This is a genomic window from Vibrio sp. 10N.247.310.17 (assembly GCF_041466605.1).
GTDB classification, from domain to species: domain Bacteria; phylum Pseudomonadota; class Gammaproteobacteria; order Enterobacterales; family Vibrionaceae; genus Vibrio; species Vibrio tasmaniensis_A.
Genome location: NZ_JBFSTC010000016.1, coordinates 46,183 through 66,934, shown reverse-complemented (window position 1 = coordinate 66,934; position 20,752 = coordinate 46,183). Strand labels below are relative to the sequence as shown.

The following is a 20,752-nucleotide window of genomic DNA, read 5'->3' as shown; positions in this document are numbered from 1 at the left end:
CCTCCGACCGCCTGGTTCGTAGCCAGGTACTCTATCCAGCTGAGCTAAGGGCGCACATTGTTACTTCTGTGTTTGCTTGCAAATTCAAACGTGCAAGAAATGGCGGTGAGGGAGGGATTCGAACCCTCGATGCGGCTACAAACCACATACTCCCTTAGCAGGGGAGCGCCTTCGGCCTCTCGGCCACCTCACCGTCTTGCGGAGGCACATATTACGTTTTACCGAAAATATGTCAAACACTTTATTGAAAAAAATTGGACAAAAACACTCAACCGTTTGCTATTTAATCAAAGCGCTTGCAAATTGAACTTATAAGCTTCAAATCGCGCTTTTTCCCTTAAAAATTAAGGTGAAAGATTGGCAATAATAAACAGCCGAAAACAATTATCTAATTTATCCAGCAGCAAGTGCTACCGCTGTTTGCACAATACTACGGGATGCGTATTTGCGCCATAGGGGAAGCTAACAAATCTTGAGTTTGCGCAGACAAAATACCGTGCAATAGCGATGATCGATCCTATTTGTATTTCATAACGTCATAAAGTTCTCACTTCACCGCGTTAAGACTAACCCGTTACCACCCCATCGATGTTCAAATGCGTATTTCCATTCCCCCAAGATCAAAAAAGGCTAGCAACAATGCTAGCCTCTTCTCTACGCAAAAGTATTAGTAGTTGCCAGGTGCAACGTTACCATTACCTTTTTCAGCTTGAATGCGCATGTAGATCTCTTCACGGTGAACAGATACTTCTTTAGGTGCGTTAACACCAATACGTACTTGGTTACCTTTAACGCCTAGTACAGTAACTGTTACTTCGTCACCAATCATCAGTGTTTCGCCAACGCGGCGAGTCAAAATTAGCATTCTTTGCTCCTTGAGTAATCTCTAAATTTATCTAGCTACGCGAGCATTATCCAACAAAAGTTATATTTTCGTAAACTATCGATTGAGTTTATTTAACCAAAATGCACTTCTTTTTTAGGATAACCCTGTGTTTCACGCGCTACGATGTATGCATTGTGTAATATGTTAGCAGCCATATCGACTTGCGTTGGTGATATCACCAAAGTTAAAGACTGCTGTTGCAATAAGTGATGCTGTACATCAATTTCGCCTTCAGACAACAATCCATGTGAACTGACCACAATTTCTTGTGTTCGGCTTCCTACCACAGTTAACAAACTAACCTGTTCACTATTACGGATTTTCTCGTCAAAAACTAGTTTTAATTTAGCACTTATGTCCGGTTTGATAATGAGTGCTGCCCGTTCTGCTCCCTCGATCACACTACAGACTTCAATCCCTAATAAATGACAATGCGACATGAGGGACGGTAAATCTTGATTCAAACACTCGATGCGAACCATATCTCTTTGAATGGCTATCCCAGCAATATCATTCAAACAGTCATTACCCGCGATAAGAGTTCCCTCGCCTTCTTCAAAGCTCGAAAGCACTCTCAATGGTACATTGTGTCGCCACGCATGTTGAACACATGGAAGGTGTAAAACCTTAGCGCCTCTGCGAGCCATTTCTTCCATAGAGGGAAAATCTAAGGTATCTAATTTCTTAGATTGCTTAACCACTCTAGGGTCGCAGGAATATACGCCATCAACATCGGTATATATCTGACACTCTTTCGCTTGAAGGGCGCCCGCCAACGCAACGGCCGTGGTGTCTGAACCACCTCGCCCTAAGGTTGTGATATCACCTTTCGCATTAACGCCTTGAAAACCTGCAACAATGACAATCTGGTCATCATCTAACAGCGCTTTAATAGGAGCGGTATCAATACGCTCAATCGTCGCATTATTATGATTAGAATCGGTGTGTATTTTGGCTTGATAGCCAGTCATCGATGTCGCTTCATAACCCAACTTGTGCAACGTCATCGCCAACAAAGCCATGGAAACTTGTTCTCCAGCTGTTAACAGCACATCCAACTCTCTAGCGTTTGGTACGCTATCAACTTGTGAAGCTAAGTTAACTAACCGATTTGTTTCACCTGACATAGCAGAAACGACAACCAGGATCTGGTTCCCTTCATTTTTCGCTTCAATGATTTTTCCTGCTACATGATGGATTCGTTCAATTGAACCCACCGACGTTCCACCAAATTTCTGCACGATAAGAGGCATTTTCACCCGTCCTCACCTTCCCAAGACCAATGTCTATATATGACAAAAAAACACATACTCCGCGTCATGGCGAAGCAATAAAAAATTAACCAAGGAGTCTAACGTTACCATTAGCCTTCTTGGTTAATCTCAATCAAACCTTTTTCAGACGTTCTTCCAATGGGCTAAATAAAAGATGCCCAATCAGTTGATTGGGCATCTTTGTATCAATTACTTAAGCTTAAAGACGCTCTTCAAGCCAAATACGTACTGATTTAAGCGCTTCAGGTAGTGCTTCAACGTCAGTACCACCCGCTTGAGCCATATCTGGACGACCGCCGCCTTTACCACCAACTTGCTCAGCAACCATCTTAACGAGGTCACCCGCTTTAACTTTGCCGATAAGGTCTTTAGTTACGCCAGCAATCAGGCCAACTTTACCGTCTGCTACGTTCGCAATCAGGATGATGCCGCTACCCACTTGGTTTTTAGCATTATCAACCATAGTACGTAGGTTCTTGTTGTCTGCGCCTTCAATGGCAGCAACCAGAACTTTAGTACCAGAGATGTCTTCCACTTTACCCATGATGTTTGCGCCTTCAGCTGCAGCCATCTTTTCTTTAAGTAGTTGGATTTCTTTCTCTAGCGATTTCGCTTTCTTAGCTGATTCAGCAAGCTTCTCTTCGTAAGCGTTAGCCTGAGCTTCTACTGCATCTAGAGCTGCTTCACCCGTTACCGCTTCAATACGACGAATACCAGCAGCGATACCACCTTCTGAAATGATCTTGAATAGACCGATATCACCCGTGTTGCTTGCGTGGATACCACCACAAAGCTCAGTAGAGAAATCGCCCATAGACAGAACGCGAACTTCATCATCGTACTTCTCGCCAAACAGTGCCATTGCACCTTTTTCTTTCGCTGACTCGATGTCCATGATGTTCGTTTCAATCACATGATTCTTACGAACTTGTGCGTTAACTAGACGCTCTACTTCTTTAATCTGTGCTGGTGTTACCGCTTCAAGGTTAGAGAAGTCAAAACGTAGGTTGTCTGGCTTAACTAAAGAACCTTTCTGAGCAACGTGCTCACCTAGCACTTCGCGCAATGCTGAGTGAAGTAAGTGAGTTGCAGAGTGGTTTAGTGAGATAGCAGCACGACGCTCAGCATCAACGCGCGCTTCTACTTTATCGCCTTGAGCAAATACGCCTTCAACGAGCTCACCGTGGTGTGCAAATGCATTACCTAGCTTTTGAGTATCTTGTACTTTGAATAGACCCGACGCTGTGCTTAGCGTACCCGCGTCACCACATTGACCGCCTGACTCAGCGTAGAATGGTGTCTCTTCAAGGATGATGATTGCTTTGTCGCCCGCTGATAATGAAGATACTTCTTCGCCGTCAACGAATAGCGCAGAGATTTCACCTGCACCTTCAGTACCTGTGTAGCCACAGAACTCAGTGTTGGTGTCTACTTTGATCGTCGCGTTGTAATCCGTGCCGAATTGGCCCGCTTCACGAGCACGCTGACGCTGCTCTTCCATCGCCTTTTCAAAGCCTTCTTCATCAATAAATAAATTTCGCTCACGCGCTACATCGTTAGTAAGGTCTGCTGGGAAGCCGTATGTGTCATACAATTTAAACACAACCTCACCTGGTAAAACCCCAAATACTTCATTGCTATATTGCTCTTTATTCTGAATAGCTAAATTAAGCTCAGATTCAATAATATCCAATTCTTGGTTTAGAATAACCATGCCACGCTCTAGCGTGCGACCAAAGTTCTCTTCTTCGATGCGAAGTACTTTTTCAACAAGCTCTTGCTGTTTCTTAAGCTCTTCAGCCGCAGAGCCCATCACTTCAGCCAGTACACCCACAAGTTTGTGGAAGAACACGCCTTGTGCACCAATCTTGTTACCGTGACGAACTGCACGACGAATAATACGACGTAGAACGTAGCCACGACCTTCGTTTGAAGGCATGACACCATCAGCGATTAGGAATGAACAAGAACGGATGTGGTCAGCGATAACGCGCAGCGATTGGTTAGATAGGTCGTCGTGACCTACTACTTCTGCTGTCGCCTTGATTAGCTTTTGGAATACATCAATTTCGTAGTTAGAGTGAACGCCCTGCATGATTGCAGAGATACGCTCAATACCCATACCAGTATCTACAGCTGGCTTAGGTAGCGGTTCCATAGTGCCGTCAGCATGACGGTTGAACTGCATAAATACGTTGTTCCAAATCTCGATGAAACGGTCACCATCTTCTTCAGGTGTACCAGGACGACCGCCCCAGATGTGCTCACCGTGATCGTAGAAGATTTCAGTACATGGACCACAAGGACCTGTGTCACCCATTGTCCAGAAGTTATCAGATTCAAACTTCTTGCCACCTTCTTTGTCGCCGATGCGAACAATCTTGTCAGCTGGGATGCCCACTTTCTTGTTCCAGATTTCGAATGCTTCGTCATCTGTCTCGTAAACCGTTACTAACAGGCGATCTTTTGGCAGACCTAGTGTTTCAGTCAGGAATTCCCAAGCAAAGCCAATCGCTTCTTCTTTGAAGTAATCACCAAAGCTGAAGTTACCTAGCATTTCGAAGAATGTATGGTGACGAGCCGTGAAACCTACGTTTTCAAGGTCATTGTGTTTACCACCCGCACGTACACAACGCTGAGCCGTAGTTGCTCGAGTGTAGGCACGTTTTTCGGCGCCTAAGAAGCAATCTTTGAATTGGTTCATGCCTGCGTTAGTAAATAGCAGGGTTGGATCGTTATGTGGAACTAACGATGAACTGTCTACGATTTGGTGTTCTTTGCTCTCAAAGAACTTAAGGAACGCGTTGCGAACCTCATCAGTGCTCATGTACATGCAGCTCTTCCTGAAAATAGTCGAGTTAGAATTTTGCCGTATTGTAGATCATGGTTAAGGCTTCGACTAGTTTTCTTGTAGAAAAGACACCCTTGGGCAGGATTTTAGTTGGAATTCGATAAAATGAAGAATATTCCACTAGCTCGAGCAAAGAAAAAACAAAAAAAACCTCGCACAATATGTACGAGGCTTAAGCAGTTGGAACTCAATCGAAAACCAGTAAACCGTTATTAAGAGTCTGTCTTACTGGTTAATGCTTAGTGCGTAAGATAACCACTTCATTTTGGTCTAGGTTAAATGTGCCACTGCCATTAGAAACAACCACTTGGTCAGTTCCTAGTACACTGTCGTAAGTTCCGTTTGCCAATCCTAAATTCACCGCGTTAACCGATGTACCTTGACCGAGGTTCATTGCAACCACAACTACGTCATCGCCTGCGTTACGTTCATATACCAATACATCATTGCTTATCCAACGCTCGATATAATCACCTTGCTGAACCGCATAGCTTTCTTTACGAAGCTTACTTAATGTTTTTATCATCTTGTAAGCATTTGTCGTTTTATCAAAGCTTGGCATCATTTCACGGTTGTAAGGGTCATTACCTTGTTGACCAAAACCATTGGTAGTGAAGTTAGCCGCGTAGTGCTCTGTTCCGTAATAAATACAAGGAATGCCACGAGAGGTCATAATAAGCGCTAAACCCAGCTCCACTCTGTCTTGTGCAAATGCAACACTTTGACGACCACCCCACTTGTCTTTACCTGCGCCAAAGTTCTTCGCGTCTGAGCGTAAAACGGTAGAGATACGAGACGCGTCATGGTTATCCAAAAACACCACTTGCCAATCACTGCTTGTGAATTTTTGGTCACGTAATTTCATGTAATTATTAATAGCGTACATACCAATATTGTTATGGTGAAGTAATGCATTTTCGATCGTATTACGTAATCCAAAGTCAAGCAGTGCTGAACCTGATGTATTGGCAAAATCGATAGAAGCAAAGTTTGATCCCGTTGCGTCAGCGCCTGAATCCATCCACTCACCAAAGAAATAGAAATCTTTACCTTGGCTTTTCTTCGCGTATGCGTTTATTTGGCCAGTAAAATCTTGGATAAACTCTTTATCCATATGTTTCACCGCATCAATACGGATCGCATCTACCCCTAAATCAACCCAGAATTTCGCACCATCAATCAAATACTGACGCGCAGGGCCATCTTTACGTTGATCAAAATCGGTTAAGTTGAATAAGGTTTTATCGCGAACCGCCCTTGCGTCGTTCCATTCCCAATCTTTACCGTTTTCAGCGATCGCTCCATTATGATGGTAATACCCTGCATTATCATTTTTGTAGTCGGTAACTCGAACACCCTTTTTATAAAGTGCACCGTATTCCCCTTCATCATCAGGGTTAGAGTGATTAGGCGCATAGTCCAGCACGAGTTTCATGCCGTAGCTATCCATTTTCGTCTTTAATGCTTTAAAATCGGCAACGGTACCTAGATGCTCGTCAACTTTAAAGAAGTCACGTCCCCAGTAGCCGTGGTAACCCGCACCGCCTCGACTGTCAGGCACGTTAATGTTATCTGCTGGAGGCGTTATCCAAATGGCCGTGATCCCCATATCATGCAAGTAATCTAGCTTTGCAGTTAAACCTTTTAAGTCACCACCAAAGTATTTTTTGAAATCCGATTTGTCTGCCGAATACATGTCGGCACCCGTCGCTGTATTATTGGCTGAATCGCCATCATAGAAACGGTCAAGAAACACGAAATACATGGTTTCATCACGCATATCAAAGGGAAGCTTTTCATGGACCACCACTTTATTCGTGTCGTCATAGAAATTAATTTCGTAGGTTTTATTAGGGTCAACAGAGAAATTTGATAGAGGGTAGTTTTCAGACCAATCACCAAAGCGATCAACCTTAAAACTAGGAGAGTTCGTTCCATCACCGGTGTTAAATTTTTTCACTATTTGCCAGTGGTTTGCTTTCACTTTAACCATAGATTCAGCTTGCCAGTTATTGGCGGTACCACGGAAATAGGCCTGGTTCCAATCTGCCATAGCAGGTAGGGAAGCCAGTAATGCTGATAGCACAATAAGCTTATTCTTCATGTGTCGTCCTTTATTCACGTTATGGGGTTTCGTTTTATATTGTTTTTACTTTTATAATGCCGCGCTCTATAACTGTTACGTTAAATCACCATAATGAGGTCTATCAGCAACAGTAAATTTCAGGTACGACAAAGCCTTAAGAAATAATTCTCAGGATCATTTATATTTATTAGAATTCGGGTAATGCCCTGAACCTAGCAGGCCGGCTCAGGGCATGTTGTTAAGGTAAGTTTTGTAGAGTAATAGCCTTTACTATTTTGATCTTATTGACACTTTTTGCTGTGAAGCATTTTCGTTTTAAAAATAAACTTACAACGTCAGGTTCTGTTCGGTTTCACCATCAAAAATATGGCAAAAAGCAGAATCAAAATTAAAGCGTACTTGGCTGCCAATATCTGATGTACTTATGTTTTGGTTATTCACTCGCGCGACAATTTCGTTATCACCCAATTTGAAATACAGGTATTTTTCATTCCCTAAGTTTTCAACCACGGTCAACTCACCAGGGTGTACGTTCACCATCTCATCATCAGCAGCAATATTTATGTGTTCAGGTCGAATGCCTAGACACACGGGCTTATCAATATGGTCCACTAGCTTTTCTTGTAAACGTTTAGGGATAATAATTTGCGCGCCAGGGGCAAGTTCCACGTAAATGTCATCACCTAACTTACGCAGGGTCGTGTTCACTAGATTCATGGCTGGGGAGCCGATAAAACCCGCCACAAACTTGTTCTGTGGCGCGTTGTACAAGTTGGTCGGCGTGTCCACCTGCATAATATTACCTTGATTTAATACACAAATACGGTCGCCTAAGGTTAAAGCTTCCGTTTGATCGTGCGTGACATAAACCATGGTCGCAGGGTTACCTTCATCTTTAAGAGACTTGTGCAATTGTGCGATTTTTACACGCATCGAAACACGTAGTTTGGCATCAAGGTTGGATAGAGGCTCATCAAATAAGAATACGTCCGGTTTACGAACAATGGCTCGCCCCACTGCGACACGCTGACGCTGACCACCCGACATTTCTTTAGGCTTACGGTACAGGAGATCGGTAATTTCTAGTTTTTCAGCGGCATCTTCTACGCGTTGTTTGATCTCTTCTTTTGGTCGCTTTTGCATTTTCAAACCAAAGGCCATGTTATCGAAGACCGTTTTGTGTGGGTACAACGCATAGTTTTGGAATACCATGGCAATACCACGCTCTTTAGGCGCTAAATCATTCACCACTCTATCGCCAATACGCACTTCACCTGCTGAGATATCTTCTAAGCCAGCAATCATTCGCAATGTGGTAGATTTGGCGCAACCAGACGGCCCCACAAATACCATGAACTCACCTTCGTGAATATCTAAGTCAATTCCGTGTACGGCTTTAAAACCATTATCGTACTGTTTTTCTACTTTACGCAGGCTAACTGTTGCCATTTGAAACTCCGAATACGGGTTAAATCTTGATAGGTAAAAATCTTTTTAGCCAGTGACTGGAGCTCTCAAGTTACTGGCTAAAAAGACGTAAACATTAATCATTGAACATTTAGGGTTTATGTTTAAAACATAGGTACTCTGATATTCAGAGCACCTTTCATCTGTATCACTGCGTCAACCACGAGTTTATAAACGGTGTTATACAGCGTGGTTATAAATGATGATATAGAGTGGGTTATGTCGGTGCTACATCGGTTGGCTACATCGCTTATTTACACGCTTTAACCAATGCACGAACTGGCTTCTTATCTTCGTTAATTTCAACACTCCATAAATATTTGCCATCCTCTGGAATATTAACGGTTGTGTTTTTTGCAAAGCCACCGCGTTTTAGTGCTTTCTCATAACCTGCCGTCATCGACATGCCAGCTGCGGTAAATTGTGGAGACCAGCCCATCGTTGCGAACTGCAAACTTACGTTGCCCGCTTTTTCTTCGCTTACCACTTGGTAAATACCTTTGCCTTTATGCGACATTTGACGGTTTTCCATGTGGATCCACTGACCATCAGGGAAAGTGCCTATAACATAAAGTGAAGGACGAATTGGCCCGCGATCTTCCACCGTGGCGAGATTACAATCGGCGAAAGGACCTGTTGCTTTCATTTGATCAGCTGCTGGCGTGTCAGCTGTGCTCGCACAGCCCATTAACGCTGAAGATAAAAGTGCGGCTACAAGTAGAGTACGTTTCATTGTCATTTCCTTATTATTTTTTATATATGTAGGGTTCTATTCCGTTTTAGTCATCGCGAGTTAGGGCTTTAATTTTTTAAAGCTCTCGCTTCGGCAACCTATAAACGAAATAGTCTCGCTATTAAGCTCTTTTTCGGTACCACCGATCTTTTGTCTGTATCAAGTTCTAACGATTTAGAGTTTGGACGGGGGTTACTGTTTTTTTGATGAGTTAATTTGTTCAATACGGCTAAGTTTTTATAATAAGAACGTGCATCTTTCGCCGGATAACCGAACAGATCACTATTGGCAGGGAAAGAGTGGCTCACACCTGATTTGGCTTTAATAACGGAGTTTTTCCCGATAGTAAGATGCCCTGCGGTACCGGCTTGACCATGTACAATGACATGATCTTCCAAAGTAGTGTGGCCCGCAAAACCAGCCTGAGATACCAGTAAACAATGCTGACCTATTTTGCAGTCATGCCCTATTTGCACTAGGTTATCTATTTTGGTTCCACGACCAATAACGGTGTCGCCTAAAGTGCCTCTGTCGATGGTGTTATTACAGCCAATTTCAACTTCATCACCAATGATCACTCGACCCACACTTTCCACGCGTTCATAACGGGTGTTGTGCCCGGTCATGTATTCGAAGCTGTAATTACCAATGGAGTTGTTAGAGTCAATGGTGACATTGTTACCAATCACAGTGCCTTCTTTGATGACTGTATTGGCATGAATTGCAACGTTATTGCCGATTGTTACACCGTTCATGATTTTAACACCGGGCATGAAATGGCAACCTTCACCTATTTGACAATGCTTTCCGATATAAACATCGGGAGTATCTGATGTATTCCCTTGATCAAATAATTGATATTTTTGAACTTTATAATGACGCATTAGTTGATTGAGCTTCTCAGCTTCGAGCTTCTCAATCACGATTTTTGTTTTTGCTTTAGTCTGTAAAATGGCTTCTGGCCCAACAATGACATCAGCCAAAGTTTCAGATAGCCCTTTTAAATCGGCTTTAGCAAAGACAATGGCTAAGCCGCCCTCTTCTACGCTAGAAACTGGGCGAATCTTCGATATTTCTACCGTGTTATCACCTTCAATTTTTCCACCAACGATTTGGGCGATATCTGAAACTTTGATCATAATATTACTCTGTCATTTGAGTTGTGATTAATACCACTTAGAAGCGGTAAAGCGCTTGTAGGTACATTGTTTCTTGTTCTACAGTTTTCTCTTCGCCTTTCAGCTTAGAGAAAGTCTCTGTGTCTTTAGCCCACTCAAGTTCGCCTTTTACCAACCAATCGTCGCCAATTGCTTGCTCATAGCCTAAAGTTGCCTTACGAATATCTTTGAAGAAAGTTTCGTTCTTTGCCCAACCGTCTGTATGTTTCGTTTCGTTTTCACCAATACGAGCACGAACGTACATAGTGCCGGCTTCTTCAAAGCTGTACTGAACGATTGGCTCAATGTACATCTCGGTGAAATCGCTGGCTTCATTGAGTGAACCGTTAGCGGTTTTCGCTTTATTTTCTTTAACTTGATAGTAGAGCTCAGCTGCAACTTCCCACTGACCAAAGCGCTTGTAAGGTTTAAATAAGAGACTGTAACCTTCCTCTTCACGAGAACCCCAAGCACTCTTATCTGAATCGTTGTATAGGTACTCTAGGTTTGAATAGAAGCCCGCTGAATATTCATTATTCCAGTACGTAAGGTATGGACGAATACTGTGCTCAGCTTTCGTGGTTTTCAAGCCGTCTACTTTCGCAGAAGTAACAATATCACCCTTTGTATATTCCAACTCATAGATCAAGCCCGTTCCCCAACCATTTCCTAGCTGAAAACTTTTATTTAATGATAATAAGTGCTTATATCCATTTTCTGTTTCTGCGTATGCGCCTTTCTTTTTCTTACGATTTTCAAGTTTGAACGCGTAAAGTGCTGTCGCATTCCACGCAGCGTTGTTATAGAAGACGTTAAACACTTCATGAGTCGTTGTACGCTCTTTAGACTTGCCACCACCCCATGATGCAAAATCAGTGATGTTTTTCTCTTCGACTTCAATCGATGTTCCAACATGCCCACCAAATTTTAAAGCGTCATAAAAAAAGATATCACTTGGAGACATAGTTCGGTCATCAGCAGCCGAAGCGCCAGCACTAATAAGTAGAGTGTTGGTGATCACTACAGACAATAATGTTTTTTTCACGGTCATTCCTTATTGATTCTTCACTGAATCATTTGTTGTTATTTGTAGGGTTATTTTTGTTCACTGTTTCTCTTTATCTATCCACTGTGTCTCTTGATAGGCTTGCTGATTTCGCAACATTTAACCAGAAAAACATAGTCGTCCGTAATGAACGCCTATTTATTGTTCTAGAATTATAAATGTTTTGCTTCCTATTGAATTTAGAAATGAGAGATCAATCACCCTTGACTGCGGAGATTATTGATCACCATCACAAACGGTAGGCTTTTCATTAATCTAAGTATCAAAACGAACAAAGCATCGTTCAAAAGCCCCAATAAACAAGACATAAAACCCTATAGCTACCAGATGTAAAAAGCACAAACAGAAGGTGATGACCATCACAAATACGCTGACATTTTAACCAGGTAATGTTGACATATTGTCGGCGAGACATACCATAGTAGTACTTAATGAACGACTACTAAGAATTTAAATAGCGCGGTGTCAGTATGAAAAATTCAGGAATGAAAAAGAATCTATTCGCGGCAGCCTTAATGGCGGCAACGTTAACGACCAGTACATTAGCGGCTGCAGCCGATGCAAACGCAGACACAATTCAGCCAGAAAATGGGGCTGAGTTGTTAATCTGGACCGACAAAACAACACTCGACTACATGGAGTACGCCGCTCAGTCCTTTAATAAGGAGTTAGGATACGATATTGATTTTTCATTCCGTGGGTTAGCGCCTATCGATGCCGCTTCTCGTTTGATTCAGGATGGCGGCTCTGCTCGCGTGGCAGATGTAGTCGAGATTGAACATGACTTATTGGGGCGATTAGTCGTGGCAGGTGGGGCGATGGAGAATCTGGTATCTGCCGAACGTATCTCGAATACTTTTATGCCAAATGCGATTAATGCGTCTCAAGCTGAAGGGGTGAGCTATGGCTTCCCAGTTAGCTTCGCCACTACCGCTCTGTTCTACAATAAAGATTTACTGACTAAAGCACCTGAAACTTTTGAAGAAATTATTGAATTTTCAAAAACTTTCAACAATAAGCAAGAGCATAAATACGCACTGCTTTGGGACATACAGAACTATTACGAGTCTCGTATGTTTGTCACGCTTTACGGCGCATACGAATTTGGTAATAACGGTACCGATGCAAAAGACATCGGCATCAACTCTGAAAAAGCCCAACAAGGCTTAGAAGCAATGAAAACCCTGCAAGTGGCCAACAATTCAAATCCAGTTGATATGCGCAACCCGCAAGTACGTCGTGGCTTATTTAATGAAGGAAAAGTCGCCGCTATTATCGACGGCCCTTGGGCAATCGAAGGGTATCAAGAATCAGGTATAAATCTTGGTGTTGTACCTATGCCAAAATTAGCAGGCCAACAACCACGCACTTTTGCAACTGTTCGTCTTGCGGTTGTGTCTTCTTACACTGAGTATCCGAAAGCCGCACAATTATTTGCTGACTACCTTACTTCCGACGCGATGCTGAAAAAACGCTATGAGATGTCAAGAGCACTCCCTCCTATCCAGTCAGTTATGGAAGAGATCATTGTTGATGCCGATGAAGCAACTTACGCCATTATTACGCAAGGTTTCTACTCAGACGCAATGCCATCTATTCCTGAAATGGGCTTCATTTGGTCACCAATGGCCAGTGCTATTACAGACTACTGGGTAAACGATAAACCTGCGAGTTCTGTTCTAGACCGTGCGCTTTCGATCATCGAAGAACAAATAGAATTACAAGAGTAACCTCTGAACTCCCGTCGCGACTCACAAGCGACTTAGCTCATGCGCTGTGTCATAAAGCCACAGCGCTAGTTCAGGGCGTGACCAGAAAACGAATACATAACGACAACCTAAACAATAGAGATAAACAATGTTGTTAACAGAGAATCAGCCGGCATCGCGAATGCCCGCTTCACTCCTTATTATGGGGAGTACACAGATCGTAAAAGGTCATTGGATAAAAGGCGGTGTATTTTTAGCCATGCAGCTAATCACATTGTTGATTCTCCCGGAGCTGTTGGCCTCGCTAAAAGGCTTAGTCACTTTAGGAGATGTCGCTCAAGTTCGTGAAGGCTTTAAAATATTACAGGGCGATAACTCGGTCTTTATGTTGGTCGAAGGGGTCATAGCCTTACTCTACAGCTTCTTATTCATCTGTCTGTACATCGCTAATGTCCAAGATGCAAAAGTCAGCCTTAAGTCACGACTGAACCTTCGAGAACAATTTAAAGACATTTACGACCAAAAGTTCGCGTTCATCATGCTATCGCCAGCTTTTATTGCCAGTATCGCATTCATTATTTTACCAATCATAATTACGGTACTCGTCTCTTTCACTAACTATTCGGCACCTCATCATATCCCACCAAGAAACCTTGTAGATTGGGTGGGGTTTAAAAACTTTGTTTCACTATTTGAACTGAAAATATGGTCGAGCACTTTCTTCGGTGTCGCTTCTTGGACGGTTCTGTGGGCATTTTTTGCCACCATATGTACTTGTGGGTTTGGTTTTTTACTGGCGCTTGCGCTACAAAATCGAAACATTAGAGCAAAAAAAGCATGGCGCTTTATCTTTATTCTCCCTTATGCCATTCCTGCTTTCGTGACCTTATTGATGTTCCGCTTGCTACTGAATGGTATTGGACCAGTCAACGCAACGTTAAACTCGTGGGGCTTTGATTCGATTGCCTTCTTATCAGACCCTTTCACCGCAAAAATTACCGTTATCGCGGTGAGTGTTTGGGTTGGCGCACCTTACTTTATGCTGCTTATTGCAGGGGCACTGACTAACATTTCAAGCGAACTTTATGAAGCCAGTGAAGTCGATGGTGCAAGCAAGTTCCAGCAATTTAAAGAAATCACCCTACCTATGGTGTTGCACCAAGTGGCCCCATCGTTGGTCATGACCTTTGCCCATAACTTCAATAACTTTGGGGCGATTTACCTGTTAACCGAAGGGGGTCCTATCAACCCTGAATATCGATTTGCAGGACATACCGACATTCTGATCACTTGGATTTACAAGCTCACGCTCGACTTCCAGCAGTATCAAATCGCTTCGGTTATCTCAATCATTATCTTCTTGTTCTTGTCTGGTATTGCGATATGGCAATTCAGCCGCATGAAGTCATTCAAAGACGATGTAGGTATGTAACATGGCTAATTTAAATAGTACGAATAAGTTAATTAACATGGACAAATACATTGGCAAAATAGGCACCCTAGTCGTGTACCTATTTCTCATTGCCAACGCATTATTAGTACTTGGACCAGTGATTTGGACAGTGCTAGCTTCATTCAAAACGGGGAATAACTTATTCAGTTCTTCTTTCACAAGCATTGACTTTACGCTCGACCACTACCGCGCATTGTTCACGGACACACCCTATTTAGACTGGTATAAAAACACCTTTCTTCTCGCGACAGCGAATATGGTTATCTCACTGGTTGTCGTGACTATTTCAGCGTTTGTGTTCTCTCGCTACCGCTTCAATGGGAAGCGCAACATTATGATGAGCATTCTTGTATTGCAGATGTTCCCGGCCTTTCTTTCAATGACGGCTATCTATATCTTGCTATCAAAAATGGGATTGATTGATACCTATGCTGGCTTGTTATTTGTGTATGTAACGGGCTCATTACCATTCATGATTTGGTTGGTGAAAGGTTATTTCGATGCCATTCCCACTTCATTAGATGAAGCAGCAAAAATTGATGGCGCAGGCCACATGACGATTTTCCTCGAGATCATTCTCCCTCTCGCGAAACCTATCTTAGTGTTTGTTGGTTTAGTGTCTTTCACCGCACCTTGGATGGACTTCATTTTACCTACGCTTATCTTACGCAGCGAAGAAAAAATGACGCTAGCCATCGGTATTTTCAGTTGGATTTCATCTAACTCAGCGGAGAATTTCACGCTGTTTGCCGCGGGTTCATTATTGGTTGCAGTGCCCATCACTTTGCTATTTGTTGCGACTCAAAAACACATTACTACCGGCCTCGTCAGCGGTGCAGTTAAAGAATAATAATTAGGGATGATTTCCGCTATGGCTATTACAAATTCAGTTATCAACAAACCGATTACAAAAAGTTCAATCACAAAAAGCTCGCTGACTCACTCAGCAAAAAGTGCAGACAGCTACGCTTACAACAATGAAACGCTTCACCTTCGCTTACGCAGTGCAAAAGGCGAACTAGACAAGGTTTCACTTTGGATAGGCGACCCGTACCACTGGGCAGAAGGCGGCCTCGATGGTGGCAACCTAGGTGGCAGTGATGCACACGGTTGGGTGGGTGGCAATGAAGTGACCATGATTCATGAAGGGGAAACCGAGTACCACGACCACTGGTTTGCAGAGTTTACTCCACCGAAACGTCGTAGCCGCTATGGCTTTATTTTGTACGGAAAAGGCGGCGAAAAGATTCTATTTGGAGAAAAACGCTGCGCCGACATTTCAACGACTGAAAACGCAGAAATCGAGCTGAGTAACTTAAGCAATTTCTTCTGTTTTCCTTACATAAACCCTCGTGACGTTTTAAAGACACCGACGTGGATAAAAGACACCATTTGGTACCAAATATTCCCAGAGCGCTTTGCCAACGGTCGCCCTGAAACATCACCTGCCAACGTGCAACCTTGGGGAACCAGACCTGTATCCGACAACTTTATGGGTGGCGATTTATGGGGCGTGATCGATAAGCTCGATTACCTGCAAGATCTTGGCGTGAATGGTTTGTATTTGTGCCCTATTTTCACAGCCAACGCCAACCATAAATACGACACTGTCGACTACTACAATGTAGACCCGCACTTTGGCGGCAATGAAGCTTTTAAAGCACTCGTCGATGAAGCCCATAAACGCGGCATGAAAATTATGCTCGACGCGGTGTTCAACCACATTGGGTCTCAATCACCACTATGGCTAGACGTTGTGAATAACGGGGCAAAGTCCAAATACGCCGACTGGTTTTGGATCAATCAATTCCCTGTATACCCAGATACACCAAAAGAAGACTGGGATTTTTGGAACTTAAACTACGAAACTTTCGCCAACGTCGTCGAAATGCCAAAGCTGAATACTGAAAATGAAGAGTGTCGCGCATACTTATTAGACGTAGCGCGCCACTGGGTAGAAGAGTTCAACATTGATGGATGGCGTTTAGACGTAGCCAACGAAGTGGACCACGCGTTTTGGCGTGACTTCCGTAAAGTCGTAAAAGATGCCAACCCAGACTGCTACATTCTTGGTGAGATTTGGCACGAAGGTATGCCTTGGTTACGTGGCGACCAGTACGATTCGTTGATGAATTACCCGCTGACACAAGCCATTACCGACTACTTTGGTCTTGGCGACGTTGATAAAGAGAGCTTTGTAAATGCAGTGAACGCGTCGTACATGGCATACCCACGCAACGTAAACGAAGCGATGTTTAACTTATTAGATAGCCATGACACCACTCGCATTATCTCTTTATGTCAGGGCGACAAACGTAAAGCTAAATTAGCCTATTTATTTATGTTCACTCAAGTCGGTGCTCCATGCATTTATTATGGTGGCGAGATTGGTATGGATGGCGGCCGTGGCATGGGCAGCGAAGACAACCGAAAATGCATGATATGGGAAGAATCAGAGCAAGACTTAGAATTCAAAAACTTCATTCAAGAAATGATCGCTTTGCGTAAAGCTAATCCCGATTTTAATCAGCCTAGCATTGACTGGTTAAACGTGGAGGATGAAAAAGGGACGGCAGACAAAGAGTGTATCGCTTACCGCCGTGGCAATTTAATGTTTGTTCTAAACAACAGCGATAAAGATAAACAGATCATGCTCGATGGAAAATCACTGACCATTAGCGCTTATGGCTACGTGATTGAGCAAGCGAACTAAATCCAAGTGTTTCGTTAATCAAATCATGCTCATTAAAGCAGAACCAAATATAGTGATGGGAATCGCGATTGATTCCCACTCTATTTACTCGGTCGCCAGCACTTCTAACGGACAAGAGGTGTATAGAATGGTGCAGCGCACTCCTGGCGACCTTGCCCACTTGACTCAGCATTTGATAAGCCGAATATCAAGCGTCAGCTACCGCTATGGACGTATCGCCGCGATAGGCATAAGTGTATCTGAGTTTTTGTTATCTCATCGCCAATCCGCACATAAACTTGCAAAATCAAGTCCTACTCACTCGCCAGAAATCACCCAATTAACACTAAACCTGAATCAGCATTTCAAGGTCGACTGCTCGCTTGTGATGCATTCACACAGTGCGGCCATTGCGTGCGACGCTATTAGTAACGCAATGACGAACGCAGACTCAATTGAACAACCACTCTCGGCAGGTTCAAGTCTAAATAAGAGGGCTAGAGATTTACACAAAGAGGCCATACTCAGCGTATTTTTGGGCGATGGTTGTGGCATAAGTTGTTATCAAAATAACGAGCAAGTGCACCACCCATTAAGCTCACATTGGGCACATTCAACGTTACCAAATTTTCAATGGCTCGTTGATGGCTTAACTCCTATATGTCGCTGTGGAAACGAGGCGTGCATTGAACAGTTTTTATCCGCACCAAGTATTGAGCGGCAATATCATCAAGTCGTGCTAAAAGACCAAACTTTAACGCAAATTTTTTCAGGCGTAGACCAAAGTGAACCGCATGCATCGCGCATCTATCGTACTTATATCGACCAATTGGCGCGCAGTTTAGTTAATCCCATTCAGCAATTACAGCCCACACGACTCGTATTATCAGGCGAAGCAACGACCTATCCTACATTAACGGCAGATTTAAAAGTCGCATTGTCTCGCTACATTCACGTTAATGAAATTCCAGTGATTATTCACCCAAAACAAGATGAATTCACCTTTGCTCGCGGAGCGTTTCTCATCGCTGAAAAAAATCACAACAATCATTTACGCTCGTCGTGACAAGAATGGTAACCTTAGAAGGAGAAGATATTGAATAGTTTCAGAGGACAACCCGTGTCAGAGCTAGTCACCAAATTAATGGATTTTGGGTTTACCAAAACCGATGCGCTTGTTTATATTAATTTACTCAAAAATGGCCAATCCAGCGGATATAAAATCGCGAAAGAGATCTCTATCTCCCGCTCTTCTGTTTACTCGTCTATCGATAACCTTTACGCCAATGGCTACATTTTCATGTCTGATGGCGACACTAAAGAGTACGAAGCTAAATCACCAGACTTGATTTTCAGCCAGATAGAAAAAAAGACCGTCACCAATATTAATTTCCTTAAATCAGAATTATCTAAGATGATGCTGAAAGAGGAGAAAGAGTTTGTTTACAACGTATCGGGGTTCGACAACTTACTTCAAAAGGCCAAGGAAATCATTAATCAGGCAAATCTAGAAATTTACCTGAATACCGATTTTAACCTTGAATTGTTTGGCAAAGAATTATGCGACGCCGTGGAACGTGGAGTTCGAGTGATTGGCTTTTCATTCAACAAAATGGCGAGCCCACATGAAAAGATAGAATTACATTCGCGTTCTGAAAATGAAGAAACCGAATACCCTTCACACCGCTTTATGTGTGTAGCCGATATGAAGCTCGCCCTCATGTTCTCACACCGTGAAGAAACTTTAGGCTTATATGCAAACAATCGCTTAATTGTAAAAATGATAGCAGAGCATATTCACAGCGATATTTACCTAACAGAATACGAGCGCCTGGCTCCTAATCAGCACCAACACGTCAGAGTAAATACGATTCACGAACAGCATAATGCTATGGTACTCGACGAGCTTAAGAAGCACTAACTCAGCAGATCGAATTCAATAATAAGATACGAACAAAGGTCTAGTAATAGGCCTTTCGGGGAAAGAACTTTTGACGGAAATCTATTTAATCCAAAGGGTTTCTTTGGTTATTTGATAAAGAATAGATTTATGAGTGCATAACTATAAGTCATCTAGAGCAGCCAACCTACCGTCACTTTCCTCTAAACAATCAAATACTTTACATTTTTACGACTGAAACAATAAAGCCTCGAAAATTCGAGGCTTTAAAATCTTTCAAAGTCATGCATTCTTATGAAGATGACTTAACAAAACGTTAGCTTATAGCTCTTCGTTTTCTTCTTCCTTCTCTGCACCTTTCTCTTCAAGCACAGCAGGAGTTAGCAGTAACTCACGAAGTTTAGTATCAATTTCTAGAGCAACTTCTGGGTTTTCACGCAGGTATTTACCAGCGTTAGCTTTACCTTGGCCGATCTTGTCGCCTTTGTAGCTGTACCAAGCGCCTGCTTTTTCTACTAGCTTATTCTTAACACCTAAGTCGATAAGCTCACCTTCACGGTTGAAGCCTTTGCCGTAAAGGATTTGAGTTTCAGCTTGTTTGAATGGTGCAGCAATCTTGTTCTTAACAACCTTGATGCGAGTTTCGTTACCAACAACTTCATCACCATCTTTAATCGCGCCAGTACGGCGAATATCAAGACGAACAGATGCGTAGAACTTAAGTGCGTTACCACCTGTTGTTGTTTCAGGGTTACCAAACATCACACCAATTTTCATACGAATTTGGTTAATGAAGATAGCCATACAGTTAGACTGCTTGAGGTTACCAGTCAGCTTACGCATCGCTTGAGAAAGCATACGAGCCTGAAGACCCATGTGGCTGTCGCCCATTTCGCCTTCAATTTCTGCTTTAGGTGTTAGTGCTGCTACTGAGTCAATAACAAGAACATCGATAGCACCTGAACGAGCCAGTGCATCACAAATTTCTAGAGCTTGTTCACCTGTATCTGGTTGAGACACAAGAAGTGCATCGATATCAACACCCAACTTTTGAGCGTAGATAGGGTCTAGTGCGTGCTCGGCATCGACGAATGCACACGTTTTGCCCACTTTCTGTGCTGCTGCGATAAGCTCAAGCGTTAGCGTTGTTTTACCTGATGATTCCGGACCGTAAACTTCTACGATACGTCCCATAGGTAGGCCACCAGCACCTAGTGCGATATCTAGAGATAGAGAACCTGTAGAAATAGTTTCTACGTCCATTGTGCGGTTATCACCAAGACGCATGATTGAACCTTTACCAAATTGCTTTTCAATCTGACCAAGGGCTGCGGCTAACGCTTTTTGTTTATTCTCGTCCATCTCTATCTCCACATAATCGGTTGTCTTAACAAGCGATCTAGAATCTATTTCTAACCCACATAGGGGTGACTAATTGGCTTTTATTATACTGTTGATTCATACAGTGTCTATACCTG

General features: G+C 43.0%; 15 protein-coding genes and 1 tRNA gene. 6 read left to right on the top strand and 10 right to left on the bottom strand.

Translation table 11 applies throughout. From position 1 onward, the window contains the following. Nucleotides 1-100 precede the first annotated feature (100 nt). The 9 genes from AB6D80_RS07310 to AB6D80_RS07270 all read right to left on the bottom strand — a co-directional run bounded on the left by AB6D80_RS07310 (nt 101) and on the right by AB6D80_RS07270 (nt 11,505). Nucleotides 101-193 (bottom strand) — tRNA-Ser (locus tag AB6D80_RS07310). 474 nt (nt 194-667) lie between these two features. Continuing rightward, the gene (gene csrA / locus AB6D80_RS07305; RefSeq protein ID WP_009847619.1) at nt 668-865 is read right to left on the bottom strand and encodes a carbon storage regulator CsrA; all 198 of its coding nucleotides are present in this window, start codon (nt 863-865) and stop codon (nt 668-670) included. Between the two features lie 92 nt (nt 866-957). Continuing rightward, the gene (locus AB6D80_RS07300; RefSeq protein WP_081326135.1) at nt 958-2,139 is read right to left on the bottom strand and encodes an aspartate kinase; all 1,182 of its coding nucleotides are present in this window, start codon (nt 2,137-2,139) and stop codon (nt 958-960) included. Nucleotides 2,140-2,359: 220 nt separating this feature from the next. Then, nucleotides 2,360-4,993, bottom strand: coding sequence for an alanine--tRNA ligase (alaS, locus tag AB6D80_RS07295; protein ID WP_372188136.1), 2,634 nt, complete (start codon nt 4,991-4,993; stop codon nt 2,360-2,362). 250 nt (nt 4,994-5,243) lie between these two features. Then, nucleotides 5,244-7,115 carry an alpha-amylase family glycosyl hydrolase gene (locus tag AB6D80_RS07290; protein ID WP_371702957.1) on the bottom strand — a complete coding sequence of 624 codons (1,872 nt, stop codon included), beginning with the start codon at nt 7,113-7,115 and terminating at the stop codon, nt 5,244-5,246. A 309-nt stretch (nt 7,116-7,424) separates the two neighbouring features. Continuing rightward, complete coding sequence (locus tag AB6D80_RS07285) at nt 7,425-8,546, bottom strand: ABC transporter ATP-binding protein (RefSeq protein WP_371702955.1); 1,122 nt, start codon at nt 8,544-8,546, stop codon at nt 7,425-7,427. A 268-nt stretch (nt 8,547-8,814) separates the two neighbouring features. Beyond that, nucleotides 8,815-9,297 (bottom strand): glycosidase, encoded by a 483-nt coding sequence (locus AB6D80_RS07280; RefSeq protein ID WP_009847624.1) that lies wholly within the window; start codon nt 9,295-9,297, stop codon nt 8,815-8,817. A 98-nt stretch (nt 9,298-9,395) separates the two neighbouring features. Continuing rightward, nucleotides 9,396-10,436, bottom strand: coding sequence for a UDP-3-O-(3-hydroxymyristoyl)glucosamine N-acyltransferase (lpxD, locus tag AB6D80_RS07275; RefSeq protein ID WP_017097678.1), 1,041 nt, complete (start codon nt 10,434-10,436; stop codon nt 9,396-9,398). Nucleotides 10,437-10,473: 37 nt separating this feature from the next. Then, nucleotides 10,474-11,505 carry a hypothetical protein gene (locus tag AB6D80_RS07270; RefSeq protein WP_012604766.1) on the bottom strand — a complete coding sequence of 344 codons (1,032 nt, stop codon included), beginning with the start codon at nt 11,503-11,505 and terminating at the stop codon, nt 10,474-10,476. A gap of 500 nt (nt 11,506-12,005) precedes the next feature. Here AB6D80_RS07270 and AB6D80_RS07265 point away from each other — a divergent pair, with 500 nt between their 5' ends. The 6 genes from AB6D80_RS07265 to AB6D80_RS07240 all read left to right on the top strand — a co-directional run bounded on the left by AB6D80_RS07265 (nt 12,006) and on the right by AB6D80_RS07240 (nt 19,295). Continuing rightward, nucleotides 12,006-13,250: a maltose ABC transporter substrate-binding protein gene (locus AB6D80_RS07265; RefSeq protein WP_017100763.1), complete on the top strand. Its 1,245-nt coding sequence runs from the start codon at nt 12,006-12,008 to the stop codon at nt 13,248-13,250. 127 nt (nt 13,251-13,377) lie between these two features. Beyond that, entirely contained in the window at nt 13,378-14,661 is a 1,284-nt protein-coding gene (locus tag AB6D80_RS07260; protein ID WP_372188134.1) for a carbohydrate ABC transporter permease, read from the top strand. 37 nt (nt 14,662-14,698) lie between these two features. Continuing rightward, nucleotides 14,699-15,532: a sugar ABC transporter permease gene (locus AB6D80_RS07255; protein WP_029223077.1), complete on the top strand. Its 834-nt coding sequence runs from the start codon at nt 14,699-14,701 to the stop codon at nt 15,530-15,532. A 9-nt stretch (nt 15,533-15,541) separates the two neighbouring features. Further along, complete coding sequence (locus AB6D80_RS07250; protein WP_372188132.1) at nt 15,542-17,395, top strand: glycoside hydrolase family 13 protein; 1,854 nt, start codon at nt 15,542-15,544, stop codon at nt 17,393-17,395. Next, nucleotides 17,379-18,440 carry an ROK family protein gene (locus AB6D80_RS07245; RefSeq protein ID WP_372188131.1) on the top strand — a complete coding sequence of 354 codons (1,062 nt, stop codon included), beginning with the start codon at nt 17,379-17,381 and terminating at the stop codon, nt 18,438-18,440. Before AB6D80_RS07250 ends, AB6D80_RS07245 begins: the two co-directional genes overlap by 17 nt. A 54-nt stretch (nt 18,441-18,494) precedes the next feature. Continuing rightward, nucleotides 18,495-19,295 carry a TrmB family transcriptional regulator gene (locus tag AB6D80_RS07240; RefSeq protein ID WP_009847632.1) on the top strand — a complete coding sequence of 267 codons (801 nt, stop codon included), beginning with the start codon at nt 18,495-18,497 and terminating at the stop codon, nt 19,293-19,295. 300 nt (nt 19,296-19,595) lie between these two features. Here the strand turns inward: AB6D80_RS07240 and recA are convergent, their stop codons facing one another. Then, on the bottom strand, nt 19,596-20,636 hold the full coding sequence (gene recA, locus AB6D80_RS07235; RefSeq protein ID WP_009847633.1) for a recombinase RecA: 1,041 nt from the start codon (nt 20,634-20,636) through the stop codon (nt 19,596-19,598). Nucleotides 20,637-20,752 lie beyond the last annotated feature (116 nt).